This is a genomic window from Nonomuraea aridisoli, from assembly GCF_003236395.1.
Taxonomy (GTDB): Bacteria; Actinomycetota; Actinomycetes; order Streptosporangiales; family Streptosporangiaceae; genus Nonomuraea; species Nonomuraea aridisoli.
This window is the reverse complement of sequence record NZ_POUD01000045.1, coordinates 1-23,492: the sequence shown is the minus strand read 5'-3', so window position 1 is coordinate 23,492 and position 23,492 is coordinate 1. Positions and strand designations below refer to the sequence as shown.

Genomic DNA, 23,492 nt, shown 5'->3' with positions numbered 1-23,492 from the left:
GAGGCCCCCGGGGTCGTGGCGTGGTTCCTAGCGGAGGCCGAGGCCGCCGGTGAGGCCGCCGCCCAGGCCGGCGCCGAAGCCGGGGCCCGCGGCGGCGCCGAAGCCGGCCTCGAGTCCTGAGCGGAGGCCTCCGCGGTAGGGGTGGTCGTCGGGGTTGGCGGACGCGGCCGGCGCGGACAGGGCGAGGAGACCGCCTGCCACGGTGGCGACGATCAGCGGGCGAGAGATGCGGCGCATGGTGAGCCCCCAAGATTGATCACGCTCTGCTGTTGGATTACTACTCAAAGTAATCAGTGAGAAATCGGCTGTCCATGGGAGGTGACAGGCGCCTATCCTTCACGTCTCCCTGGGGAGGCGGAAAACCGTTTGAACGAGTGAGTGCTCGCTCAGTAGGGTGCCCGGCATGGGTAAAAGGCGTAGAGTGCCGGCGATGGCGCCGGAAGACCGGCGGGCCGCGCTCATCAGCGCCACACTTCCCCTCCTGCGCGAGCACGGCACCGCCGTGAGCACCCGCCAGATCGCCGAGGCCGCCGGCGTCGCCGAGGGCACCATCTTCGGCGTCTTCCCCGACAAGGCCTCGCTGCTGCGTGCCACGCTGATGCACGCCTTCGACCCGGGGCCCGCCGAGGAGGCCCTGGCCGCCATCCCCGCCGAGCTCGACGTGCGCGCACGGCTGCGCCAGGCCGCCGCCGTGCTGCGGGCCCGGATGACCGACAACGCCACCCTCATCGGCCTGCCCAAGGACGCGGTCGCCACCGACCCCGGCTTCCTCGAGTGGTTGATGGACTCCCGCCGCCGCATCGCCGGCGCCGTCGCCGCCGTGGTCGCCCCCGACCGCGACCGCATGCGCCGCTCTCCCGAGGCCGCGGCGCAACTGCTGCTCATGCTGGTCGCGGTGAGCGTGCACCGCGGCTTCGGCGAAGGCGCCGACTTCGGCGACATGGACGACGAGGAGATCGTCTCCGTCCTGCTCGACGGGCTGCTCGTGCGGCCCGCCCCCGCCCCCATCACAGAAAGCTCCCCTTGATGCTGCTCCGCCTCCTGCGGGGCCAGCTGAGACCGTACGGGAAAGAGATCACGCTCGTCGTCCTCTTCCAGTTCGTGCAGACGCTGGCCACGCTCTATCTCCCCACGCTCAACGCCGACATCATCGACCACGGCGTCGTCACCGGCGACACCGGTTACATCGTCCGCGTCGGGCTGGTGATGCTGGGCGTGACGCTCGTCCAGATCATCTGCTCGGTCGTGGCCGTCTACTACGGCGCCCGCACCTCGATGGCGCTGGGCAGAGACCTGCGGGCCGCGATCTTCCACCGGGTGCAGGACTTCTCCGCCCAGGAGGTCAACAAGTTCGGGGCGCCGTCGCTGATCACCAGGACCACCAACGACGTGCAGCAGATCCAGCTGCTCGTGCTGATGACGTTCACGCTGATGGTGGCCGCGCCGATCATGTGCGTCGGCGGCATCGTGCTCGCGCTGCGCCAGGACGCGGCGCTGTCGTCGCTGCTGCTCGTCGTGCTGCCCGTGATGATCGTCATCGTGGGCGCGATCGTGATGCGGATGCGCCCGCACTTCCGCACGATGCAGGAGCGCATCGACCGGATCAACCAGGTGCTGCGCGAGCAGATCACCGGCATCCGGGTCATCCGGGCGTTCGTCCGCGACCGGCACGAGCGCGAGCGGTTCGCCGTGGCCAACGAGCAGCTGACCGACGTGTCGCTGAAGGTCGGGCGGCTGATGGCGCTGATGTTCCCCACGGTCATGCTCGTGGTGAACGTCTCCAGTGTCGCCGTCGTGTGGTTCGGCGGCCACCGCATCGCCGACGGGACGATGGAGGTGGGCGCGCTGACCGCCGTCATCTCCTACCTGATGCAGATCCTCATGTCGGTGATGATGGCGATGTTCATGTTCATGATGATCCCGCGCGCCGAGGTCTGCGCCGAGCGCATCCGTGAGGTGCTCGACACCGATCCGACCGTGATCCTGCCTGCGAAGCCCGTCACCCCGCAACGCCGCATCGGCGAGCTGGAGCTGCGTTCGGTGGGCTTCCGCTATCCGGGCGCGGAGGAGCCGGTGCTGAGCGACGTGACCTTCACGGCGCGGCCCGGCCGGACGACCGCGATCATCGGCAGCACCGGCAGCGGCAAGACGACGCTGCTCAACCTCATCCCGCGGCTGTTCGACGCGACCGCGGGCGAGGTGCTGGTCGACGGCGTCGATGTGCGCGAGCTCGATCCCGGGGTGCTCTCCCGCGCGGTCGGCCTGGTGCCGCAGCAGCCCTACCTCTTCTCCGGCACCGTCGCCTCCAACCTGCGCTACGGCCGGCCGGACGCGACCGACGAGGAGCTCTGGCGGGCACTGGAGATCGCCCAGGCGCGCGAATTCGTCGAGGCGATGCCCGGCGGCCTGGAGGAGCCGATCTCCCAGGGCGGCACGAACGTCTCCGGCGGCCAGCGGCAGCGCCTGGCCATCGCCAGGGCGCTGGTGCACCGGCCCGAGATCTACCTGTTCGACGACTCCTTCTCCGCCCTCGACTACGCCACCGACGCCCGGCTGCGCGCCGCGCTGGCCGAGGAGATCGCCGACGCCACGATCGTCATCGTGGCCCAGCGGGTCAACACGATCCGAGACGCCGACCGCATCCTCGTGCTCGACGAGGGCCGGGTGGTCGGCAGCGGCACCCACGCCGAGCTCATGAGCACGTGCCCGACCTATCGGGAGATCGTGCTGTCCCAGCTCACCGAACAGGAGGCCGCGGCATGAGCGCCCAGGCTACCGAGCGCCGTCCCCCGGCCGGGCCCGGCCCGGGCCGGATGATGGGCGCGCCCGTGGAGAAGCCGCACGACTTCGGCGGCACGCTGCGCAAGCTGCTCCACCTGCTGAGCCCCGAGCGGGCGATGCTGATCGTCGTGCTGGTGCTCGGCACGGCCAGCGTCGCGCTGACCGTGACCGGCCCCAAGATCCTCGGCCACGCCACCGACGTGATCTTCTCCGGCATCATCGGCGCCCAGCTGCCCGCCGGGGTCACCAAGGAGCAGGCCGTGGCGGGGCTGCGCGCCGGGGGCGACGCCACGTTCGCCGACATGGTCGCCTCGATGGACGTGGTGCCCGGTCAGGGCATCGACTTCACCGAGCTGGCGTACGTGCTGGCCTGGGTGCTGGCCGTCTACCTGGTGGCGGCGGCGCTCGGGATCGCGCAGTTCCGGCTGACCACGGTCGTCGTGCAGCGGGCGGCGTCCCGGCTGCGCGAGCGGATCGAGGCCAAGCTGGCGCGGCTGCCGCTGAGCTACTTCGACGGCCAGCCGCGCGGCGAGCTGCTCAGCCGCGCCACCAACGACACCGACAACATCGCCCAGACGCTGCAGCAGACGCTGAGCCAGCTCATCACCTCGGTGCTGACGGTCGTGGCGGTGCTGGTGATGATGTTCTGGATCTCGCCGGTGCTGGCGCTCATCGCGCTGGTCACCGTGCCGGTGTCGATCGTCGTGACCGCCGCGATCGGCAAGCGGTCGCAGCCGCAGTTCATCAAGCAGTGGGCGTCGACGGGCAAGCTCAACGGCCACATCGAGGAGATGTACGGCGGCCACACGCTGGTCAAGGTCTTCGGCCGGCAGCAGGAGTCCGCGGAGACCTTCACCGAGCACAACGACGCGCTGTTCGACTCGAGCTTCCGCGCCATGTTCATCTCCGGCACCATCCAGCCGGCGATGATGTTCATCAGCAACCTCAACTACGTGCTCGTCGCCGTGGTGGGCGGGCTCAAGGTCGCCTCGGGCTCGATCTCGCTGGGCGACGTGCAGGCGTTCATCCAGTACTCCCGCCAGTTCAGCCAGCCGCTGACCCAGGTGGCCGGCATGGCGAGCCTCGTGCAGTCGGGCGTCGCCTCGGCCGAGCGGGTCTTCGAGCTGCTGGAGGCCACCGAGCAGTCGCCCGAGCCGGCCGAGCCGGCGCGGCCCGAGCGGGTCAGGGGCCGGGTGGCGTTCGAGAACGTCTCCTTCCGCTACACGGAGGACCGGCCGCTGATCGAGAACCTGTCGCTCACCGTGGAGCCCGGCCAGACCGTCGCCATCGTCGGCCCCACCGGGGCAGGCAAGACGACGCTGGTCAACCTGATCATGCGCTTCTACGAGGTGACCGGCGGGCGCATCACGCTCGACGGCGTCGACATCGCCGAGATGTCGCGGGAGGAGCTGCGCGCCAACATCGGCATGGTGCTGCAGGACACCTGGCTGTTCGGCGGCACGATCGCGGAGAACATCGGCTACGGCGCCGAGGGCGCCACCCGTGAGCGGATCGAGGCCGCCGCGGCGGCGGCCCACGTGGACCGCGTCGCCCACACGCTGCCCGACGGCTACGACACCGTGATCGACGAGGAGGGGGCGACGGTCAGCGCGGGCGAGAAGCAGCTGATCACGATCGCCCGCGCGTTCCTGTCCGAGCCGGCGATCCTGATCCTGGACGAGGCGACCAGCTCGGTCGACACCCGGACGGAGGTGCTCATCCAGCGGGCGATGAGCTCGCTGCGCGAGGGGCGGACGAGCTTCGTGATCGCCCACCGGCTGTCCACGATCCGCGACGCCAGCCTGATCCTCGTCATGGAGAACGGCCGCATCGTCGAGCAGGGCACGCACGAGTCGCTGCTGGCCGCCGGCGGCGCCTACGCCCGGCTCTACTCCGCCCAGTTCACCGAGGCGGCGACCGAGGTGGAGTAGCCGGCCGTCAGGGCCGCCGCAGCACCATGCCGGGGCCGCCCGTCCCGGTGGTGAGCCGGAACCCGTCGCCGTCGCCCGCGCGGCGGTCGACGGCGACCACCCCGTTGACGAGCACGACGTCGATCCCGGCGGGAGCGGCGGGCGCGTCGAAGGTGGCGCGCTCGCCGACGGTCGCCTCGTCGAACACGACGACGTCGGCGCGCATGCCCGGCCGCAGGATCCCGCGGTCGGGCAGGCCGATCAGGGCGGCGGGCAGAGCGGTCATCTTGCGCAGCGCGACCTCCAGGGGCAGGGCGCTCTTGTCCCGTACGTACTCGCCGAGGACCTTCGGGAAGGCGCCGTAGCTGCGCGGGTGGCACGGGGCCAGCCACGGCTGGTTGAACCCGTCGGTGCAGACCGCGACGTACGGCAGGGACAGGTAGCGGCGGACGGCGTCGTCGCTGCTGCTCACGTCCGTGCCCATGACGGCGTCGTCGCTCTCGTCGGGCAGCATCTCCAGGATCAGCTCGGCCACCGCCTCGGGCGTGGGGGCGACGCCGCGCGCGGTGAGGATCTCCGCCAGCGACGTCCCCCGCCAGGTGCGTCCCTGGCCGTCGGTCCAGTCGAACACCACGACCAGGCCGCCGTCGCCGCCGTGGTAGCGGGTGATCCGGTCGACGATCCCGGCCTTCATCCGCGCGCGGCGATCGGGGTCGCGCAGGTGGGCGCCGATCAGGGTCTCCTTGCCCGCCGCGAGGTGCTCGCCGGGGATGAAGATGGACGGGTTCCACCCGAAGTAGGGGTACGGGTACTGGTCGCCGGCCACGTCGATGCCGTCGGCCCGCGCCGCCTCGATCGCGCCGATCACCGCCTCGGTCTTCCACCAGTTGCAGGCGCCGTCCGACTTGAGGTGGGAGAGCTGGACCCGCGCGCCCGAGTCGCGGCCGATCCTGATCGCCTCCTCGACCGCGGCGAGCAGGTGGTCGCCCTCGCTGCGCATGTGGCTGGCGTAGAAGCCGCCGTGCTCCGCCACCACCGAGGCGCACGCGATCAGCTCCTCGGTACGGGAGGACAGCCCCGGAATGTATTCGAGCCCGGTCGACATGCCGAACGCGCCGTCGGCCATCGCCTTGCCGATGACGCCTTTCATGGCCGCGATCTGCTCGCCGGTGAGCACCTCCTGATCGGCCGGGACCCCGCAGGAGGTGCGGACGAATCCGTGGCCCACGAGGGTGCCGAAATTGACCGCCGGAGGGCGCGTGTCCAGCTGGGAAAGGAGGTCTCCCGGCGCCATTTGCGCCATTCCGCAATTGCCCGCGAGAACGGTCGTGATCCCCTGCGTCAAATAGTTCTTGAAAAGCAGGTGCTCGGGATTCCGGAAAAGGTCGAGATCGGTGTGCGTGTGAATGTCGACGAATCCGGGAGCGGCGATCCGCCCGCCCGCCTCGATGACCTCGGTGTCCGGGCCGATGCGCCGCACGGCCTCGTCCCGGCCGCCGACGTGGCTGATCACGCCGTCGCTGACGGTCAGCGCCTCCGCGTGCGGGCGCGCGGGGTCCATGGTGAGCACGGAGGCGTCGAGAACGACGGTGTCGGCGGGAACGGGCATGGTGTTTCCTTCCGGCCGGCGGCGATCAGGGATTGTCGCCACGTCCGGGAATCGCTGTCAATCGCCGTGTCATTCGCCGTCCGGTGAATGACCGTTGAGCCAAGTACGGTCGGGGAAAAGCCTGCGGACCGGCACGCCGAGCTGCTCGGCGGTGAACCGGGCGAGCACGCGGCGGGCCGTGGGCGCCGACATGTCGCTGTAGCCGAGGGTGGCGCGCAGGGCCAGGCTCTCGGAGATGGCGACGTACCGCTCGCACACCTCGTGCAGCGGGGCGACCGGCGTGAGCGTCCCGTCCTCGACGCCCGCCCCGAACACCTCCAGCACCGCGTCCGCCCAGCGTCTCGACATGCGGACGCACTCGTCGAGGAAGGCGGGATGGCGTCTGACCCGTCCCCAGACCTCCAGCCACAGCAGGTACTCCTCGAAGGTGCCCTGGTCGCTCGGGATGCTCAGCTCCAGCAGGCGGCGGACCCGCTCGACGGTGCCCAGGTGCTCGTCGCGCAGGCGCTGCAGGGTCGCGTGCAGCTGGTCGCCCGCCCAGCGGAACGCCGCCAGCAGCGCCTCGTCCTTGCTCCTGAAGTAATAGTGGATGCTCGCGTTCGAGACGCCCGCCTCGCGGGCGATGTCGGAGATGCGCGTCGCCTCGATGCCGCGCTCGGCCATGATGCGGCAGGCCGCGACGCGGATGCGGTCCTCCGGGCTGCCCGGGTCGGGGGTGCGGTCGGTGCGGCTGTGGCCCTGGTCCGTCCAGCGGCGGGCGAGCCGGCGCAGCAGCTCCGCCTCCTCGCCGCCGGCCCGGAGGATCTCGCCGATGCGCCGCGTCATCCGCCAGGCGCGCCGGTAGTCGACGCCGAGCGCCCTGGCCACCTGGTTCGCCCGCGCCTTGCCGGGTGACTCCAGCACGGTCACGACGGCGTCCAGCCAGGCCGCGAGCGGCACGGGGGAGCCCGCGAACGGCGTGGCCGAGGCCGGGTAGACGTGCGCGCCGCAGCTGTCGCACGCGTACGCCCGCCGTCGCGAGATCCGGTGGAACCTGCGCCGCGTCGCGCACCGGCGGCAGAACGACGTGGCGCCGTCAGGGGCGTGGACGACGGCCCAGAACAGGGCCAGCGCGGCCTCTTCCCGGGCGGCGTCCTGAGCCGGACGATCGGTACTTGCTTCTGCAGGTATGTTCACTTCTCCGGCTCTCCATAAATGCAAGGTAAATCATTCCTTGACAGGACATCTTGGCGAATGGGATTGTTCTCCGCATCAAAGATATACCTCTAGAAACATCGGTGAAATAAATGACGAACCTGTTTCGCCGTTCTCCGCAGCGAGAGGCCGCCCGTGCGCACGGACGGTGACGCCGGCACGGCCTGGCTGAGCGGCGGCTCCCCGGCGGCCGAGTTCATCACCCGCCTCACCTGGGACCGGCTGCCCGCCGAGGTGATCGAGCGGGCCGTCATGTGCCTGACCGACACGCTCGCCGCCATGCTCGCCGGCCGGACGGCCGCATCCGCCCGCGCCGCCGCCGGCCTCGCGCACGCCTGGTGGCCGTCCGGCCCGGCGACGTCGATCGTCACCGGCGACCGGCTCGCCGCCCCCGGCGCCGCCTTCGCCAACGCGGTCGCCGCCAACGCCGTGGACATCGACGACTGCGGCATCTACACCTGGGGCCACCCCGGCGCCCAGGTCATCCCCACCGCGCTCGCCCTCGCCGAGGAACGCCGGCTCACCGGCCGCGAGCTGATCACCGCGATCGTGGTCGGGTACGAGGTCGCCTTCCGGGCCGGCCGCTGCGTCAACCACGAGCAGAGCACCGTCCACTCGGCGGAGCGCACCTACCGGGCCTGCGGGTCGTGGGGTGCGGTGGCCTGCGCCGCGATGGCCTGCCACGTCCACGGGCTGGACGAGGCGACCACCCGACACGCGCTCGGCATCGCGGAGTACGACTCGCCCGACCTGCCGATGATGCGCGCCATCGACACGCCCGGCATGGTCAAGCACGGCGTCGGGTTCGGCGCGCTGACCGGCCTGCTCTCCGCCGACCTGGCGCGGCGCGGGTTCACCGGGATCATGCCCGGCCTCGACTCCGCGGAGTTCCGCCCGTTCGCCGAGGACCTCGGACACGACTACTACCTGCCGCACGGCATTACCTGGAAGCGGTTCTCCAGCTGCGCCTGGACCCACCCGGCGCTGCTCGCGATCGAGAAACTGCGCACCCGCCACCCGCTGCCCGCCGCCGACATCGAGCGCGTCGTCATCGAGACCTACCCCGACGCCGCCCGCCTGGGCACCCGCCTTCCCCGCACCACCGAGGAGGCGCAGTTCAACCTGGCCTGGCCGGTGGCCGCGATGCTCGTCGACGGCCGCGTCGGCCCCGAGCAGGTGGCCGGCTCCCGTCTCGGCTCGGCCGAGATCGCCGCGATGTGCGGGCGCATCGAGGTCGTGGTGTCGGAGGAGATGACCCGCCGCTACTACCTGTCCGAGGTCAACGACCCGGAGGGCAGCGACTCGGCCGCCGTCACCGTCACGCTCACCGACGGCACCGTCCTGTCGTCCGGCCGCGTCGACCATGTCCTCTACCCGGAGCCCGGGTGGACCCGCGAGGAGATGCACGACAAGTTCACCTGGCTGGCCTCCGGCCACCTGGAGCCCTCGTCGATCCCACGGCTGCTGGACTCCCTGGCGAACGTGGCCTCCGCCGACGACGCCTCCGTCCTCCTACGGGACCTGGCGTCCTGCCTGATCCCGGTGCCTAGTGAGCAAGGAGCACTTTCATGAAGGCGGCACCGTTCCTGACGACCGTGATCGCGATCCTCTCGCTCGGCGCGTGCGCCCTGACCTCCGAACCGCCGGCCACCGTCACGACCACCGCCGCCGGCGACGGGCAGGCGAGCAGCGCCGCGGCGGCCGTGCCCGCGGTGGCGGCCGACAGCGCCCTGCACGACCTGCTGCCCGAGCGGATCAAGTCCTCCGGCGTGATCCGGGTGGCGACCAACATCCCGTATCCGCCGTGGGAGATGTACACGACCGCCGGCGGGCAGCAGCCCACCGGCATCGACTACGACCTGTCCCAGGCGCTGGGCGCCAAGCTCGGCGTACGGGCCTCGTTCGACCACATGTCCTTCGACGGCATGATCCCCGCGATCCAGGCCGGCAAGGCCGACATCGTCATGGCGGGCCTCTTCGACACCCCCAAGCGGCGGCAGACGCTGGACTTCGTCGACTACGCCAAGGACGGCTACTCGATGCTGGTGGCCAAGGGCAACCCTCACGGGCTGAAGGACGTCGCCGACCTGTCCGGCAAGACCGTCGCGGTGCAGAGCTCCACCTCAGAGGAGGCCTCGCTCGACAAACTGAGCGAGCGCTTCGCGTCCGAGGGCAAGCCCGGCGTCACGGTGCTGCGGTTCCCCGGTGACAGCGAGGCGTTCCTCGCCATCAAGAGCGGCAAGGCGGTCGCGCGCGTGCAGGCCACCTCCGCCGCCGCGTACGCCGTCAAGACCTTCGACGACGGCAACGCGTTCGAGCTGGTCAACGCGCCGTCGGTCACCGAGCAGTTCGGCGGCGGCATCGAGGGCATCGGCGTCGCCAAGTCCGACGGCGAGCTGCGGACGGCGCTGCAGCAGGCCCTGCAGGCGCTCATGGACGACGGGACGTACCTGAAGATCCTCGCCAAGTACGGCGTCGAGGACATCGCGCTGACCAAGGCCGAGATCAACCAGGGGACCGAGTAGGGCTGAAGAAAGGCGTTGTGAGCTCCGTGGCACCCCCCGACACCACCTCCCCCCGCACCCGCGCGCGGCCGGACCGCCTCGCCGTGGTCCCGGTCCGCCGGTACGGCCGCTGGATCGCGGCGGCGCTCGTCGCATACCTGCTGTTCGCGCTCGGCTGGTCGTTGTGGCACAACCCCAACCTCGACGTCGCGACGATCCGGCAGTACCTGTTCGCGCCCTCGATCATGCACGGGCTCGCCGTCACGATCGAGCTGACCGTCATCGCGATGCTCGCCGGCCTGGCCGGCGGCGTGCTGCTCGCGCTGATGCGGCTGTCGGCCAACCCCGTGCTGTCGGCGGTCGCCTGGGGCTACATCTGGTTCTTCCGCGGCACGCCGGTGCTGGTCCAGATCATCTTCTGGGGGTTCCTCGGTGCGCTCTACCCGAACCTCTTCCTCGGGATCCCGCTGACCGGCGTCGTCTTCGGGTCCGTGCCCACGAGCTCGGTCATCGGCGCGGCGACCGCCGCCGTGCTGGCGCTGGCGACGAACGAGGCGGCCTACTGCGCCGAGCTCGTCCGCGCGGCCATCATCTCGGTCGACTCGGGCCAGCGCGAGGCCGCCCAGTCGCTCGGCATGTCCTCGGGCAGGCGGATGAGGTTCGTCATCCTGCCGCAGGCCATGCGGGTGCTGATCCCCATGCTCGGCAACGAGGTCATCTCCATGCTCAAGATGACCTCGCTGGTGTCGGTCATCTCGGGGCTGGACCTGATGACCAGCGTCCAGCAGATCTACCAGCAGAACTTCAAGATCATGCCGCTGCTGGTCGTCGCGTCGCTGTGGTACCTGCTGCTGACCTCGCTGCTGACCGTCGGCCAGCACTACGTCGAACGGTATTTCGGCCGCGGATTCGGCAGCCGGCACACCGCCGCCGCGGAGCGGCGCATGCGCCGCCGGACGGCCAACCGAGCGAAGATCAAGCAGGTCGCGGCCCCCGCCGAGGACCTGCCGGAGTCCGCCCGCCCCGACGGCGAGCCAATGGTGCGGGCCGAGCAGGTGTGGAAGTGGTTCGGCGCCACCGACGTGCTCAAGGGCGTCGACATCGCCGTCCACCCGCGCCAGACGCTCGTCCTGCTCGGGCCGTCCGGCAGCGGCAAGTCGACCCTGCTGCGCTGCGTCAACGCCCTGGAGCGCATCGACTCCGGCGTGCTGGAAGTGGACGGCGAACGCGTCGGGCTGCGCGAGCGTGACGGCCGGCTGCACGAGCTGACCGAGCGCGAGCTGTGCCGGCAGCGCGTGCGCATCGGCATGGTGTTCCAGCGCTTCAACCTGTTCCCGCACATGACCGCCATCGAGAACGTCATGCTCGGCCCGCGGCGCGTGCTGGGCCTGCCCCGCGAGCAGGCCGAGGCGGAGGCGGAACGGCTGCTGACCCGGGTCGGACTGAGCGACAAGCTCGACGCCTACCCGGGGCAGCTGTCCGGCGGCCAGCAGCAGCGCGTGGCCATCGCGCGCGCCCTGGCGATGAAGCCGCACCTGATGTTGTTCGACGAGCCGACCTCGGCGCTCGACCCCGAGCTGGTGGGCGAGGTGCTCGACGTCATGAAGGACCTGGCCCGGCGCGGCATGACCATGATCGTGGCCACCCACGAGATCGGGTTCGCCAAGGAGGTCGCCGACACCGTCGCCATGCTCGACGGCGGCGTGATCATCGAGTCGGGGCCGCCCGCCGAGTGCCTGGTGGACCCGAAGGAGGAGCGCACCAGGGCGTTCCTGTCCAAGGTCCTCGCGTAACCCCTTTTCCGATCAGTGGAGGTCGTCAGCAGTGCCCGAGGTCATCGTCGTCGGCGCCGGCGTCATGGGAGCGTCCACCGCGTTCCATCTCGCCGAGCGGGGCGCGCGTTCCGTCACCGTCGTGGACGCCCGCCGCGCCGGCGAGGGGATGAGCAGCCGCTCGTCCGCGCTCGTCCGGATGCACTACACGTTCGAGCCGGAGGTGCGCCTGGCGGTCGACAGCCTCGCCTACTTCCGCGACTGGCCGGAACGGGTCGGGCGGCCACCGGTCTTCCGCGAGTGCGCGTTCGTGCGGATCGTCAACCCCGGCGAGGCCGACCTGCTGCGCAAGAACGTCGAGATGCAGCGGGCGTGCGGCGCGGAGGCCGAGGTCATCACGGCCGACGACCTGCGGGAACTGGAGCCCCGGTGGCACGCCGATGACGTGGTGGCGGCCGCGTACGAGCCGTACGCCGGCTACGGTGACGGCGCCGTCGTGGCGGGCGACCTCCTGTCGCGGGCGCGGGAGATGGGCGTCGCCTACCGGCCCAACACGCCCGTACGCGGGCTGCTCCACGACGGGGGACGGGTGCGCGGCGTGCGCACCGACGACGGTGAGCTGACGGCCGACCTCGTCGTCCTCGCGACCGGGGTGTGGACCCGGCCGCTGCTCGCCCCGCTGGGCGTGGACCTGCCGATCGAGGCCGAGTACCACGAGGTCGTCGTCATGCGGGACGGCCCGATCGCCCGTACGGCGTGCATCGACTCGGTCACCGGCGCCTACTTCCGCCCCGAGGGCGGCGGGCTGCTGCTCGGCGAGTTCGTCGGCCCGCGCGACGGGATCGACCCCGACGACTTCCCCCAGAACCCCGGCGAACCGAGCGTGATGGCGATGGTCGAGCGGGCCGCGCACCGGGTCCCCGCGCTCGCCGAGGCCGGCATCGCCCGCGGCGTGACCGGCATTTACGACATGTCGCCCGACGCGCGGCCGCTGCTGGGCCCGGTCGCCGGCATCGACGGCCTGATCGTCGCGGCCGGCTTCTCCGGAATGGGCTTCAAGATCTGCCCCGCGGTCGGCCGCGCGCTCGCCGAGCTGGCCCTGGGCGAACCCCAGACGGTGGACGTCTCCGCCTTCACCCCGGACCGCTTCGCCGAGGGCAACCCGATCACCCCGCCGTACGGCTACACCGACGACTGAATCCTGATATATCCGATCAATGTCTTCATTACCCGAAGAAAGCCAGTGGGAGCTGCTGACCGCCGCCGGCCTGCGCGACGATTTCAACGCCGCGTGGATCGAGGGCGACGACCGCGCCGCGATCGCCGCCGAGCTCCGCGTCGACCCTGCCGCGACGCTCGACTGCGACCTGGCCACCGCGCTGCGCTGGTACGGCGCCGGCTCGCCCACCCCCATCCTCTGGCTGGGCCCGCACGCCCCCGGCTGGACGTTCGCGCTGGCGCTCTCCTGGGAGGGCGCCGACTTCCCGCTGCCCGGCCGGCGGGTCTTCGACTTCTGCTACGCGCGTGAGATCGGCGAGTTCTACGGCGTGCCCGAGCTCTACGGCCAGGAAGGGCTCGACGACCTGGAGCTCAACGACGACCAGGGCGACGAGGACGACCTCGAGCCGCACCTGATCGCCGTCGGACGGGTCACCGGCCGGTTCGTCGACCGGGCGTGGCTCGCCGAGCGGCGCACCCTGTGCCGGGTGGCCTCGTGAACGGGCAGTGGGCGCTGCTCGCGGCCCGCGGTTTCGGGCGGATGTTCGCCGGCACCTGGATCGAGGGCGACGACCACGAGGAGATCGCCCGGCTGCTGCGCGCCGACCCGGCGCAGGGCGTCTCGTGCGGGCTGGACGAGGCGATGCGGGAGTACGAGCCGTACGCCTTCAGGGAGGTCGTCTGGCTGGGAGCGCACGCGCCCGGCTGGACGCAGGCCATCACCATCGCCGGGCCGCGCCTGCGCACCGACCTGCTGGCCGGCCGCAGGTACGTGCAGGTGGTGTGGGACGCACTCGGCTTGGGCGTCCATGACCTGTACTACTCCGACGGCGTCACGGCCGACCGGCTGAGCCCCCGCCACATCGCCGGCCCCTGGCCTTTCCGCGAGTACACCGATGGCCTCCTCCCGCACGGTCCCGGGCTGATTGACGTGTCCGGCACCGGGCCCGCCCAGGCCACGGGCAGCCTCGGGCTGTGGCTGGAGAACTGGCTCGTCCTGGCCGGTCGCCTCTCGGGACGCCTCATGGAGGAGGAGTACTTCCAGACGGGACGGCGGCTCTACGCGCTCCCGCTCTGAGCCCGTCACGCCCGCGCAACCAGCGGACGCCGGCCGGCTCGCCAGAGCAGGCCGGCGTAGAGGAGCTCGAAGACGGTGCAGAGCACGCCGAGGCCGAGCGCGATCGGGATTTCGCCGAGGGCAACCCCATCACCCCGCCGTACGGCTACACCGACGACTGAGCCGGGGCGTCAGCGGATCGGGATGTTGCGCAGGTTCGACCGGGCGATCTGGATCATTCGTCCCACGCCGCCGGTGAGCACGATCTTGCTGGTGGTCGTGGCGAATCCGGCCAGCTGGCGGCCGGTGACGCGTGGAGGCATGGCGAGCGCGTTGGGATCGGTGACGACGTCCAGGAGGGCCGGGCCGTCGTGGGCCAGCGTCTGGCGGATCGCGTCCCGTACATCATGGGGATCCTCGACACGGACGCCGTGGGCCCCGGCCGCGCGGGCGATGGCCGCGTAGTCGGTGCGGGGATAGGACGTGCCGTACGGCGGGAAGCCGCCGACCATCATCTCCAGATCGACCATGCCGAGCGAGGCGTTGTCGAAGAGCACGACCTTGACCGGCAGGTCGTAGTGGACCAGCGTGAGGAAGTCGCCCATCAGCATCGAGAACCCGCCGTCGCCTGACACGGAGACCACCTGCCGGGAGCGGTCGGCCAGTTGTGCGCCGATGGCCTGGGGCAGGGCGTTGGCCATGGAACCGTGGCTGAAGGACCCGATCAGGCGGCGCCGGCCGTTCGGGGACAGGTAGCGGGCCGCCCAGACGGTGCACATGCCGGTGTCCACGGTGAAGATCGCGTCGTCGGCGGCCTCGTCGTCCAGGATCGAGGCGACGTACTCCGGGTGGATGGGCCGGTGCCGTTCGACGTCGCGGGTGTAGGCCGCGACGACGCCCTCCAGGGCGTCGGCGTGCTTGGTGAGCATCCGGTTCAGGAAGCGGCGGTCGGTCTTCTCCCTGACCTGCGGCGTCAACGCGCGGAGGGTCTCGCGGGCATCTCCCCAGACGGCCAGATCCAGTTTGGAGCGGCGGCCCAGACGTTCGGGGCGGATGTCGACCTGGACGATGCGTACGTGGTCGGGCAGGAACGCGGTGTAGGGGAAGTCGGTTCCGAGCAGGATGAGCAGGTCGGCCTCGTGCATCGCGTCGTAGGCGGCGCCGTAGCCGAGCAGCCCGGACATGCCGACGTCGAACGGGTTGTCGTACTGGATCCATTCCTTGCCGCGCAGCGCGTGCCCGACCGGCGCCTTGACCCGCTCGGCGAAGGCCATCACCTCGTCGTGGGCGCCGGCGATCCCGCTGCCGCAGAACAGCGTGATCGCCTCGGCCGCGTCGACCATGCGGGCCAGCTCGGCGATCTCTTCCGGTCCGGGGCACACGGTCGGGGGGCGGCTGAGCATCGCCGGCTCGGCCGCCGGCTGCGGCGCGTCCCGCCCGGCGATGTCTCCCGACATGCTCACCACCGCGACGCCTGAGCGGCCGACGGCGTGCTGGATGGCGGTCTGCAGGATCCGGGGCATCTGCTCAGGATGGGAGATGAGCTCCGAGTAGTGGCTGCACTCGGCGAACAACCGGTCCGGGTGGGTCTCCTGGAAGTAGGAGGTGCCGACCTCGGCGCTGGGGATGTGCGCGGCCAGCGCGAGCACCGGCGCCATGCTCCGATGGGCGTCGTACAGTCCGTTGATCAGATGCACGTGGCCGGGGCCGCAGCTGCCGGCGCAGGCGCACATCCGTCCGGTGATCTGCGCTTCCGCCCCGGCCGCGAACGCCCCGGCCTCCTCGTGCCGCACCTGCACCCACTCGATGGCGCTGTTGCGGCGTACGGCGTCGGTGACGGGATTGAGGCTGTCGCCGACCACGCCGTACAGTCGTTTGACGCCGGCCCGTACGAGAATGTCGACGAACTGCTCGGCGACGCTTTGCTTGGCCATGTCCTGAACTTCCCCTCGGGGTCAGTGAGGATCGATCCGGCGCAGGACCTGAGCCGCGGAGGCCCAGCCGATGCTCCCGGGGTCGATCGTGGTGCCGGCGACGCAGTCCTCGACCTTGCGCCGCAGCTGGTCCGGCGTGGGCGGGCGCTGGGGCGAGCCGGGCGGGAAGCGCATCCGGGCGCGCAGCGGCTCGCCGCCCGCGTGCACCTCCGCCTCGAACCATCCGGCGAGCAGCCCGTCGCCGTTCCCGTCGAGTCGCACGTCGACCAGTTCGACCAGGCGACGGGCTTCGGGACGTCGCACGGCCGCGTCGGTGAAGCTCGCGAAGCCCGGACAGGAGTCCAGCAGCGTGGCCGCGGCGCGTACTCGAGGCTGAACTTGCCCTGCAGCCCGGTCTCCGGCCGGTGGTGGATCAGCGGGACCACCGAACTGGCGGGCGTGGTGAGCACGATGCGGCGCACGTCGGCGGCGTCCAGCCGGGGCGCGAGGCCGGTCAGGGCGCTGATCGGTCGCTGCGAGGCGTAGCAACAGGGAAAGAGCTTGACGGCCAGGCCGCCGGGGATCGCGGGGCCCCTCGGCTCCAGGGCCTCCGGGTCGCCTCCGACCAGTTCCAGCCACTGGTCGAGCGCGGTGACGTCCGCGGTGGCGCCCGCGGCGGCCAGCCCGGCCACGGCCCACCGGGCCGCTTCCGGCAGGACGGCGGCCGTGCGCGCCGTGGTCTCGTCGCGTGCCGCGACCGCGACCGCGACGGTGTCCAGCAGATGGCGGTCGGCCAGGGCTAGATCGGCGGCGGTGGGGCTCAGAGCCGCGGCCCAGCTCGCCAGCTCATCGGCAAAGGAGGTCATGGCCGGGCTGATCACCATCGGTCAGTACGACCGGGGCAGCCCTAGCACGTGCTGCCCGAGGAAGGCCAGGATCAGGTTGTTGTTGACCGGGGCGACCTCGTACACGCGGGTCTCGCGGAACTTCCGCTCGACGTCCCAGGTGTCCACGAACCCGTTGCCGCCGTGGGTGTCCAGGCAGATGTTGGCCGCCTGCCAGCTGGCCTCGCTGGCCAGGAACTTGGCCGTGTTCGCCTCGGCGCCGCAGTGCTGACCGCTGTCGAACAGGGCCGCGGCACGGGTGCGCATCTGGTCGGCGGCGGCGACCTGGGTGTAGGCGCGGGCCAGCGGGAACTGCACGCCCTGGTCGGCGCCGATGGGATGGCCGAAGACGGAACGCCGGTTGGCGTAGTCGATCGCCCGGTCCAGGAACCAGTAGCCGTCGCCGATGGCCTCGGAGGCCAGCAGGATGCGTTCGGCGTTCCAGCCGTCGATGACGTAGCGGAAGCCCTCGCCCTCCGTGCCGATCAGGCTGTCGGCGGGGATCCGCATGTCCTTGTACCAGACCTGGTTGGTGGCGTAGTTGAACATGGTGCGCACCGGCTCGACGACCAGCGTGTCAGGCTGTTCCTCCCGCACATTACGCAGGTCGACGAGGAACAGGCTGATGCCCTCGGCACGTTCCGCCGGGTCCTCGGGCAGCGGCTGGGTGCGGGCCAGCAGCATCAGCAGGTCGGACTGCAGGATGCGGCTGGTCCAGTTCTTGTGGCCTCGCACCACGTAACCGGCGCCGTCGGGCACGGCGGTGGTGCGGATCTCCGGGGTGTTGGAGCCGGCTTCGGGCTCGGTGATGGAGAAGGCCTGCAGCCGCAGCCGGCCGCGGGCGATCTCGGGCAGGTAGCGCCGCCGCTGCTGGTCGCTGCCGTGCCGCAGCAGCGCGGCCATGGTGTACATCTGCGCGTGACAGGCGGCCGCGTGCCCGCCGGAGCGGTTGATCTCCTGCAGGATGATGCCGCCCTCGGTGACGCCCATCCCCAGCCCGCCGTACTCCTTCGGGATGAGGACCGACAGGTAGCCGGCCTCGGTGAGGGCACGGACGAACTCCTCCGGGTAGGCCCGTTCACGGTCGCGGGCGCGCCAGTACTCGCTGTCGAAGCGGTCGCACAGCTCGCGGACCTCCGCGCGGAGCCGCTGGTGGGCGGTGTCGGTGTCGTGGATGGCGATGTCGGTCATGACCTGGTCCCTCGTCTCGGAGCAGCAGGGTCTCGGTGCGGCGGGCTCTCAGTGCAGCAGGCCGGCGCGGCGGGCCTCGAAGGCGAGCCGGTCGCGGTGGTCGGGATGAGCGATGGCGATCAGTGCCGTGGCCCGCTGGGAGAGGCTGCGGCCGCGGAGTTCCGCGACGCCGTACTCGGTGACGACGTGGTCGATGGTGTTCTTCAGGGTGGTGACCGGGGTGGCCGGGCCGAGCTGGACCTTGATGCGGCTGGTGCCGTCGCCGGTGGCCGCGTGGGTCACCAGGAAGGCGCGTCCGCCGGGGGAGTACATGGCGCCGCGGGCGAAGTCGGCCTGCCCGCCGGACCCCGACCAGTACCGGCCGGCGATGGTCTCGCTGGCCGCCTGGCCCATGAGGTCGACCTCGCTGGTGGCGTTGATCGACATCATCGAGGGTTCGCGGGCGACGACCCGGGGGTCGTTGACCCAGTCGACCGGCAACATCGCCACCGAGGAGTTGCCGTCGAGCCAGTCGAAGAAGCGGCGGGTGCCGATGCAGAAGGTGGCGACGTGCTTGTTGCGGTGCTGCTCCTTCCTGGTGCCGGTGACGACGCCCTGTTCGGCCAGGTGCATGACGCCGTCGGACATGGCCTCGGTGTGCACGCCCAGATCGCGGTGGTCGGCCAGCGCGGACAACAACGCGTTGGGGATGCGGCCGACCCCGATCTGCAGGCACGCCCCGTTCGGCACGCGTTCGGCCACCAGCTCGGCGATGCGCCGGTCCCGGTCGTCGGGCACGGCCGGCTGGGTCTCCTCCAGGGCGTAGTCGGCGGTGCACCAGCCGGCGACCTGGCTGACGTGGATCTGGTTCTCCCCGTACGTGTGCGGCATGCGCGGGTTGGCCTCCAGGAAGAACGGCGCCTCGCCGATGAACGCGGACACGTAGTCCGCGTTGGTGCCCAGGCTGAAGTAGCCGTGCTCGTCGGGCATGGTCGCCGCGGCCAGCACCAGGGAGTGCCGGGTGCGCTCACGCAGCAGCCGTGGCACCTCGCTGAAGTGCGCGGGGACGAGCTCGCAGGTGCCGTTCCAGTACGCCCGCCGGCATCCGGGCCCGAGGTAGTAGCTGACGTGGGTCAGGTGTCCAGGGAACTTCCCGTCGATGTAAGGACGTTCGCGGGCCGGGTCCATCTGGTGGATCCGCACCCCGGTGAAGTGGTCCGCGTGGGCCTCCAGGGTGTCGATGACGGTGTGCGGTTCGCCGTGGTGGATCGGCACGATCAGGTCCGAACCATCACTGATCAGGTCCAGCACGGCGGTCGGCGCGTTCATGTCACCTCCTGGTGGACCGGCCGCTACGGCGGCCCGGTCTCCTCCTGCTCCAGCAGCCGGCGGGCCGACTCCAGCCGCGGCTTGTCGATCATCTGCCCGCCGACGCGTACGGCGCCGCCCTCGCCCGCGGCCGCCACCACCTGCCGGGCCCACGCGAGCTCCGCCTCCGAGGGGGAGAACGCGCGGTTGACCGGGCCGACCTGGCGAGGATGCAGGCACATCTTGCCGCCGAAGCCGAGAGCGCGGGCCCGCCGAGCGTCCGCCATGGTGCGCTCGGGGTCGTCGAGGTCGGTGGTGACCCCGTCCACCGGCGCGCCGACCCCGGACGCACGGGAGACCACCACCAGACGGGAGCGCGCGTAGAGGAAGTCGTCCTCGGTCGCGCCGATGTCCAGGGCGAAGTCCACGCTGCCGAACGCGAGCCGGACGACCTCCGGCCGGGCGGCGATGCGGGCGGCGTTCTCCACCCCGGCGGCCGTCTCCACCAGCGCGACCACCGGCACGCCGAGGCCGTCGAGCGCGTCGGGTGTCTCGGCCTTGGGCAGCATCACGCCGAGCAGGCCCGGCCGGCCGGCGACCGCGCGCAGGTCCTCCTCGTGCCACGGGGTTCCCGCCCCGTTGACGCGAACGTACGCGTGGAGTTCGCCCAGCGCCTTGGCGACGGCCTCGCGGGCACCGGCCTTGGCGTCGGGCGCGACGGCGTCCTCGAGGTCGAGGACCGCGACGTCCGCCCCCGTGGCCGCCGCCTTGCCGAACCGATCGGGGCGGTCACCGGGCGTGAACAGCCACGACCTGGCCCTCACGGCTCCTGCACCGCCCGCCGTGCCCGCTCGTCCCACACCGGCCGTACGGCGGTCACGTCCGGGCCGTGGCCCCGGCGGTAGATCATCATGGTGCGCTCGAACACGATGACGACCTCACCGTTCTGGTTGAAGCCGACCGTACGGACCGTCACGATCCCCACGTTGGGCCGCGACCGCGACTCCCGGACGGACAGCACCTCCGACTGCGAGTAGATCGTGTCGCCCTCGAACACCGGGTTCGGCAGCCGCACCCGATCCCAGCCCAGGTTGGCCATCACGTGCTGCGAGACATCCGTCACGCTCTGGCCCGTGACCAGCGCCAGCGTGAACGTCGAGTCGACCAGGCGCCGCCCGAACGCGGTCTGGGCGGCGTAGTGAGCGTCGAAGTGCACCGGCATGGTGTTCTGGGTGAGCAGGGCCTGCCAGACGTTGTCCGTGGCGGTCACCGTGCGTCCCAGCGGGTGCCGGTACACCTCGCCCACCGAGAAATCCTCGAAGTATCGGCCCGGCCAGGAGACTTCCTGCGCTGATTCGGCCCTCATGTCGACCACCTCTCGGTCGTCTCCACGTCACCCTGCCCCTCGCGGCGCGCTCCTCCTTCCCGAAAGCGTCTGCACACGGCGAAATTTGTTCGCGCTGAAGGTCGGGTGCCGGTCAACTCGCGCCGCTCGGCGACGTGTCGCGGGCGCGAGGCTCTACGGCGTCCCGCTCCGAACGGCGCCAGGCCGGCGGCTCGCCGAGCGGGCGTGCCAGAGCACGCCGGCGTAGACCAGGTCGAGGACGCTGCAGAGGATCCCGAGGCCGAGGACGAACGGCGAGCCGAAGACCACCCCGAACAGGATCGTGGGCGCGAGGGTGCCGATCCACTTGGCCACGGCGATCAGCAGGGACTGGCCGCGGGCCCCACGCCGCGCCGCGAACATGGCGAGGAACAGCGCCGACATGAGCAGATTCTGCAGGAACGCGGAGTACTGGGCGGCGTCGTGCCGGCCGAACTGGGCGATGAACAGCCACTGTACGACGTAGGAGGCGGCGAAGGTCAGCACGGCCAGGCCGGCGAACGTCCCGCGGCCGAGCCCCGGGAACTCGGCCCGGCCGAAACGGCAGAACGTGACGATGATGCCGACGTCCAGCACCGCCCACACGATGTTGATCACCGTCTGCGGGTCGGGGGATTCGGCCAGCCCCTGCGCCGCGTAGGTGGACTCCCAGGCGAAGTTGAGCGCGAGCGCGGCCAGCGGCATCGCATAGGTGCGCTCGCGCAGTCCCACCCGGATGCACTCGACATAGACCACGGTCCAGGCCAGACCGCTCACCATCGCCAGGAGCAGCACCATGGCCGCCTCCGTTCCCCCGCCGTCATTTCCCCCAAAGCGGCACAAAGGTAGCGTAAAGCGAACGTCGAAGGATGCGAGGGGTGCGGCCGCACCCCTCGCGCGGGGCGGTGGGCGGCTCAGGCGAAGGTGAGCCTGCCCGAGCCGGTCAGCGTGGTGAAGCCGGCGGGGGTCGTGCAGTCGCGCAGGTCGGAGGTCATGGTGGCGGTGCCGCTGAAGCTCTGGCCGTTGAACCGGCCCGCGGTGACGGTGCCCTTCAGCAGGCTGTCGGCGAGCGTGGCGCTGCCCTTGTGCTCGGCGGCGAGCGTGGAGGTGGACAGGACCTTGCCCTGGGCGTCGCGCCAGGTGACGGTGCCGGTCGCGCGCAGGTCGGCGAGGCCGCGGCAACTGGCGGTCGCCTGGCCGCTCAGCTCCATCCGGCCGGAGGCGATGTTGGGCGCCTTGCCGTTGGGGGAGGAGCAGTTCTCCAGGAGGATGGCCCCCTTGCCCTTGGTCAGTTGCGGCGTGGCGTCGCGCAGCGGCGGTGTGAACGTGACGGGGTTGTTGGGCGCCGTGCGCACGGAGCAGGTCAGCACGTCGGTGGGGGCGGCGGCCGCCGCTCGGGTCTGGGCCGCCGCGGGGGTCGCCGTCTGAGCCGAGCCCGTGGCCGCCAGGAACGGCGCCGCGCAACCGGCGGCCACGACGGCGAGGGCGATCCTGCGGGCCCGGCCGAGACGCAGCTGGTGGGTCATGAAGCCTCCTTGGATTACTCTTGGTAATTCGATGGCTACTCTTTGTAACACGCTTTCCTCGACGTCCACCAGGAGGCGGCACCATGGCGGTGTCCTCACGCGCGTCCGCCGGCGGGCCTCCGCCCGCACTGCCCGAGTGGCCGCGCCGCCCGTCCGTGTGGTGGCGGCTCGGCCATGTGGCGGCGCGCCGTCACCGCGCGGTCCTCGCCGCCTGGCTGGCGCTCGTCGCGGGGTCGTTGGTCCTGGTGCCCGGCCTGGTCGAGCGGGCGACCGCGCCGGACGTCCGGGTCGAGGGGGCCGACTCTACCGCCGGGGCGCGGGTGCTGGAGCGGGGCTTCCCCCGGCTGGGCGCCGAGCAGATGATGATGGTCTTCGCTTCCACCACGCTCTCCGACGCCGACGAGCCGTACCAGCGCGCCATGAGCGACGCCGCGCGGGCCGTGGCGGGCCGGCCGATGGTGGGCGGGGTCGACCTGCTGCCGCCCGTGGCGGGCCAGGACCGGCGGCGCGCGTACGCGATCGTGGGGGTGAACGGCGGGCCGCGGGCGCGTCAGGAGGCGGTGCCCGTGCTGCTGCGCGTCGCCGGTGACGCCGCGGGCCGGGCGTCCGGCGGTCGCGTGCGGGTCCACCTGGTGGGGGAGAGCGCCATGGTGGCCGAGGTCAAGCGCACCGACCTCGCCGACCTGCAGCGCGCCGAGCTGCTGGCCGTCCCGCTGGCGCTGGTGGCGCTGCTGATCGGGTTGCGGTCGGCGGGGGCCGCCGTGACGGTGCTGCTGGTCGCCGGCACGGTCCCGGTCACCGCCCTCGGCGCGCTGGCGGTGGCGAGCGCGCTCGGCGCGGGGGTCAACACGTTCATGCTGGCGGTGGCGGCCACCGTCGGGCTGGGGCTCGGCCTCGACTACGCGCTGCTGATCCTCCTGCGCTACCGCCAGTCCAGGGCCTCGGGCCACGATCGGGCCGAGGCCGCCGCCCTCGCCGTGAGCACGGCGGGCCGCACCGCGGGCTGGTGCGCGCTCGGCGTCGCGCTGACGGCGGCCGCGCTGATGGTGGTGCGCACCCCGCTGATCCGCACCATGGCGGCGGGGGTGAGCCTGTCGGCGCTGATCGCCGCGGCGGTCGCCCTGACGCTGCTCCCCGCCGCCGTCGCAGCCGCCGACCGCCACCTGCACCGCCCCCCGGCCTCCCGCCGGCCGCGCCGCCGCGGTCATCAGGCCGTGGCCGCCGGTTCCGGAGGGTTGGACGGCTGGGGTCATGAGGCCGTGGTGGCTGGTTCCGGTGGGCGG

Annotated in this window: 21 protein-coding genes and 1 pseudogene; 11 read left to right on the top strand and 11 right to left on the bottom strand. The window is 71.6% G+C overall.

Annotated elements, in window-relative coordinates; genetic code table 11:
• Positions 1-27: 27 nt before the first annotated feature.
• Positions 28-237 carry a hypothetical protein gene (locus C1J01_RS13605; protein WP_111179316.1) on the bottom strand — a complete coding sequence of 70 codons (210 nt, stop codon included), beginning with the start codon at positions 235-237 and terminating at the stop codon, positions 28-30.
• 193 nt (positions 238-430) lie between these two features.
• Here C1J01_RS13605 and C1J01_RS13600 point away from each other — a divergent pair, with 193 nt between their 5' ends.
• From C1J01_RS13600 to C1J01_RS13590, 3 genes are read left to right on the top strand one after another with little or no spacing between them, the layout of a single operon-like run.
• The gene (locus tag C1J01_RS13600) at positions 431-1,027 is read left to right on the top strand and encodes a TetR/AcrR family transcriptional regulator (protein ID WP_220039898.1); all 597 of its coding nucleotides are present in this window, start codon (positions 431-433) and stop codon (positions 1,025-1,027) included.
• Positions 1,027-2,763 carry an ABC transporter ATP-binding protein gene (locus C1J01_RS13595; protein WP_181448734.1) on the top strand — a complete coding sequence of 579 codons (1,737 nt, stop codon included), beginning with the start codon at positions 1,027-1,029 and terminating at the stop codon, positions 2,761-2,763. Before C1J01_RS13600 ends, C1J01_RS13595 begins: the two co-directional genes overlap by 1 nt.
• Complete coding sequence (locus tag C1J01_RS13590) at positions 2,760-4,712, top strand: ABC transporter ATP-binding protein (protein WP_111179314.1); 1,953 nt, start codon at positions 2,760-2,762, stop codon at positions 4,710-4,712. Before C1J01_RS13595 ends, C1J01_RS13590 begins: the two co-directional genes overlap by 4 nt.
• Before the next feature lie 7 nt (positions 4,713-4,719).
• Here the strand turns inward: C1J01_RS13590 and C1J01_RS53460 are convergent, their stop codons facing one another.
• Positions 4,720-6,300: an N-acyl-D-amino-acid deacylase family protein gene (locus C1J01_RS53460; RefSeq protein ID WP_111179313.1), complete on the bottom strand. Its 1,581-nt coding sequence runs from the start codon at positions 6,298-6,300 to the stop codon at positions 4,720-4,722.
• A gap of 69 nt (positions 6,301-6,369) precedes the next feature.
• Positions 6,370-7,476 carry a TetR/AcrR family transcriptional regulator gene (locus C1J01_RS13580; RefSeq protein WP_111179312.1) on the bottom strand — a complete coding sequence of 369 codons (1,107 nt, stop codon included), beginning with the start codon at positions 7,474-7,476 and terminating at the stop codon, positions 6,370-6,372.
• 153 nt (positions 7,477-7,629) lie between these two features.
• Between C1J01_RS13580 and C1J01_RS13575 the strand changes: the two genes are divergently transcribed.
• The 7 genes and pseudogenes from C1J01_RS13575 to C1J01_RS13550 all read left to right on the top strand — a co-directional run bounded on the left by C1J01_RS13575 (position 7,630) and on the right by C1J01_RS13550 (position 14,066).
• The gene (locus C1J01_RS13575; RefSeq protein WP_111179311.1) at positions 7,630-9,066 is read left to right on the top strand and encodes an MmgE/PrpD family protein; all 1,437 of its coding nucleotides are present in this window, start codon (positions 7,630-7,632) and stop codon (positions 9,064-9,066) included.
• Positions 9,063-10,019 carry an ABC transporter substrate-binding protein gene (locus C1J01_RS13570; RefSeq protein WP_111179310.1) on the top strand — a complete coding sequence of 319 codons (957 nt, stop codon included), beginning with the start codon at positions 9,063-9,065 and terminating at the stop codon, positions 10,017-10,019. The genes C1J01_RS13575 and C1J01_RS13570 overlap by 4 nt, the downstream gene beginning before the upstream one ends.
• A gap of 224 nt (positions 10,020-10,243) precedes the next feature.
• A pseudogene (locus C1J01_RS52090) lies at positions 10,244-10,831 on the top strand (amino acid ABC transporter permease); the annotation flags it as partial.
• Between the two features lie 204 nt (positions 10,832-11,035).
• Positions 11,036-11,791 carry an amino acid ABC transporter ATP-binding protein gene (locus tag C1J01_RS52085; protein ID WP_235854424.1) on the top strand — a complete coding sequence of 252 codons (756 nt, stop codon included), beginning with the start codon at positions 11,036-11,038 and terminating at the stop codon, positions 11,789-11,791.
• A gap of 31 nt (positions 11,792-11,822) precedes the next feature.
• A complete protein-coding gene (locus C1J01_RS13560) occupies positions 11,823-12,968 on the top strand; it encodes an NAD(P)/FAD-dependent oxidoreductase (protein ID WP_111179308.1) in 1,146 nt (381 codons plus the stop codon).
• Between the two features lie 19 nt (positions 12,969-12,987).
• A complete protein-coding gene (locus C1J01_RS13555; protein WP_111179307.1) occupies positions 12,988-13,488 on the top strand; it encodes a hypothetical protein in 501 nt (166 codons plus the stop codon).
• A complete protein-coding gene (locus C1J01_RS13550; RefSeq protein ID WP_146615584.1) occupies positions 13,485-14,066 on the top strand; it encodes a hypothetical protein in 582 nt (193 codons plus the stop codon). Before C1J01_RS13555 ends, C1J01_RS13550 begins: the two co-directional genes overlap by 4 nt.
• 170 nt (positions 14,067-14,236) lie before the next feature.
• Here C1J01_RS13550 and C1J01_RS13545 read toward each other — a convergent pair whose 3' ends face one another.
• The 8 genes from C1J01_RS13545 to C1J01_RS13510 all read right to left on the bottom strand — a co-directional run bounded on the left by C1J01_RS13545 (position 14,237) and on the right by C1J01_RS13510 (position 22,209).
• Positions 14,237-15,979, bottom strand: a complete 1,743-nt coding sequence (locus C1J01_RS13545) for a pyruvate dehydrogenase (RefSeq protein WP_111179305.1) — start codon at positions 15,977-15,979, stop codon at positions 14,237-14,239.
• A gap of 21 nt (positions 15,980-16,000) precedes the next feature.
• Positions 16,001-16,597, bottom strand: coding sequence for a hypothetical protein (locus C1J01_RS54095; protein ID WP_438943115.1), 597 nt, complete (start codon positions 16,595-16,597; stop codon positions 16,001-16,003).
• Between the two features lie 248 nt (positions 16,598-16,845).
• Positions 16,846-18,033 carry an acyl-CoA dehydrogenase family protein gene (locus tag C1J01_RS13535; protein WP_111179304.1) on the bottom strand — a complete coding sequence of 396 codons (1,188 nt, stop codon included), beginning with the start codon at positions 18,031-18,033 and terminating at the stop codon, positions 16,846-16,848.
• A gap of 48 nt (positions 18,034-18,081) precedes the next feature.
• On the bottom strand, positions 18,082-19,341 hold the full coding sequence (locus C1J01_RS13530; protein ID WP_111179303.1) for an acetyl-CoA hydrolase/transferase family protein: 1,260 nt from the start codon (positions 19,339-19,341) through the stop codon (positions 18,082-18,084).
• A 23-nt stretch (positions 19,342-19,364) separates the two neighbouring features.
• Positions 19,365-20,144 (bottom strand): HpcH/HpaI aldolase/citrate lyase family protein, encoded by a 780-nt coding sequence (locus C1J01_RS13525; RefSeq protein WP_111179302.1) that lies wholly within the window; start codon positions 20,142-20,144, stop codon positions 19,365-19,367.
• The gene (locus C1J01_RS13520) at positions 20,141-20,686 is read right to left on the bottom strand and encodes a MaoC family dehydratase (RefSeq protein ID WP_111179331.1); all 546 of its coding nucleotides are present in this window, start codon (positions 20,684-20,686) and stop codon (positions 20,141-20,143) included. The genes C1J01_RS13525 and C1J01_RS13520 overlap by 4 nt, the downstream gene beginning before the upstream one ends.
• A gap of 153 nt (positions 20,687-20,839) precedes the next feature.
• A complete protein-coding gene (locus C1J01_RS13515; protein ID WP_111179301.1) occupies positions 20,840-21,481 on the bottom strand; it encodes a transmembrane-type terpene cyclase in 642 nt (213 codons plus the stop codon).
• A 116-nt stretch (positions 21,482-21,597) separates the two neighbouring features.
• Positions 21,598-22,209 (bottom strand): hypothetical protein, encoded by a 612-nt coding sequence (locus C1J01_RS13510; protein ID WP_111179300.1) that lies wholly within the window; start codon positions 22,207-22,209, stop codon positions 21,598-21,600.
• Positions 22,210-22,292: 83 nt separating this feature from the next.
• On the opposite strand from C1J01_RS13510, the gene C1J01_RS13505 reads away from it, so the two are divergent.
• Positions 22,293-23,492: MMPL family transporter (locus C1J01_RS13505; RefSeq protein WP_146615583.1), on the top strand; the 1,200-nt coding region annotated here is incomplete at its 3' end.

What these genes read in the sequence shown, in the direction of transcription:
- C1J01_RS13605 (WP_111179316.1), bottom strand. Translation starts at nt 237, where the DNA reads ATGCGCCGCATCTCTCGCCCGCTGATCGTCGCCACCGTGGCAGGCGGT.
- C1J01_RS13600 (WP_220039898.1), top strand. Translation starts at nt 431, where the DNA reads ATGGCGCCGGAAGACCGGCGGGCCGCGCTCATCAGCGCCACACTTCCC.
- C1J01_RS13595 (WP_181448734.1), top strand. Translation starts at nt 1,027, where the DNA reads ATGCTGCTCCGCCTCCTGCGGGGCCAGCTGAGACCGTACGGGAAAGAG.
- C1J01_RS13590 (WP_111179314.1), top strand. Translation starts at nt 2,760, where the DNA reads ATGAGCGCCCAGGCTACCGAGCGCCGTCCCCCGGCCGGGCCCGGCCCG.
- C1J01_RS53460 (WP_111179313.1), bottom strand. Translation starts at nt 6,300, where the DNA reads ATGCCCGTTCCCGCCGACACCGTCGTTCTCGACGCCTCCGTGCTCACC.
- C1J01_RS13570 (WP_111179310.1), top strand. Translation starts at nt 9,063, where the DNA reads ATGAAGGCGGCACCGTTCCTGACGACCGTGATCGCGATCCTCTCGCTC.
- C1J01_RS52085 (WP_235854424.1), top strand. Translation starts at nt 11,036, where the DNA reads ATGGTGCGGGCCGAGCAGGTGTGGAAGTGGTTCGGCGCCACCGACGTG.
- C1J01_RS13555 (WP_111179307.1), top strand. Translation starts at nt 12,988, where the DNA reads ATGTCTTCATTACCCGAAGAAAGCCAGTGGGAGCTGCTGACCGCCGCC.
- C1J01_RS13545 (WP_111179305.1), bottom strand. Translation starts at nt 15,979, where the DNA reads ATGGCCAAGCAAAGCGTCGCCGAGCAGTTCGTCGACATTCTCGTACGG.
- C1J01_RS13535 (WP_111179304.1), bottom strand. Translation starts at nt 18,033, where the DNA reads ATGACCGACATCGCCATCCACGACACCGACACCGCCCACCAGCGGCTC.
- C1J01_RS13530 (WP_111179303.1), bottom strand. Translation starts at nt 19,341, where the DNA reads ATGAACGCGCCGACCGCCGTGCTGGACCTGATCAGTGATGGTTCGGAC.
- C1J01_RS13520 (WP_111179331.1), bottom strand. Translation starts at nt 20,686, where the DNA reads ATGAGGGCCGAATCAGCGCAGGAAGTCTCCTGGCCGGGCCGATACTTC.
- C1J01_RS13515 (WP_111179301.1), bottom strand. Translation starts at nt 21,481, where the DNA reads ATGGTGCTGCTCCTGGCGATGGTGAGCGGTCTGGCCTGGACCGTGGTC.
- C1J01_RS13510 (WP_111179300.1), bottom strand. Translation starts at nt 22,209, where the DNA reads ATGACCCACCAGCTGCGTCTCGGCCGGGCCCGCAGGATCGCCCTCGCC.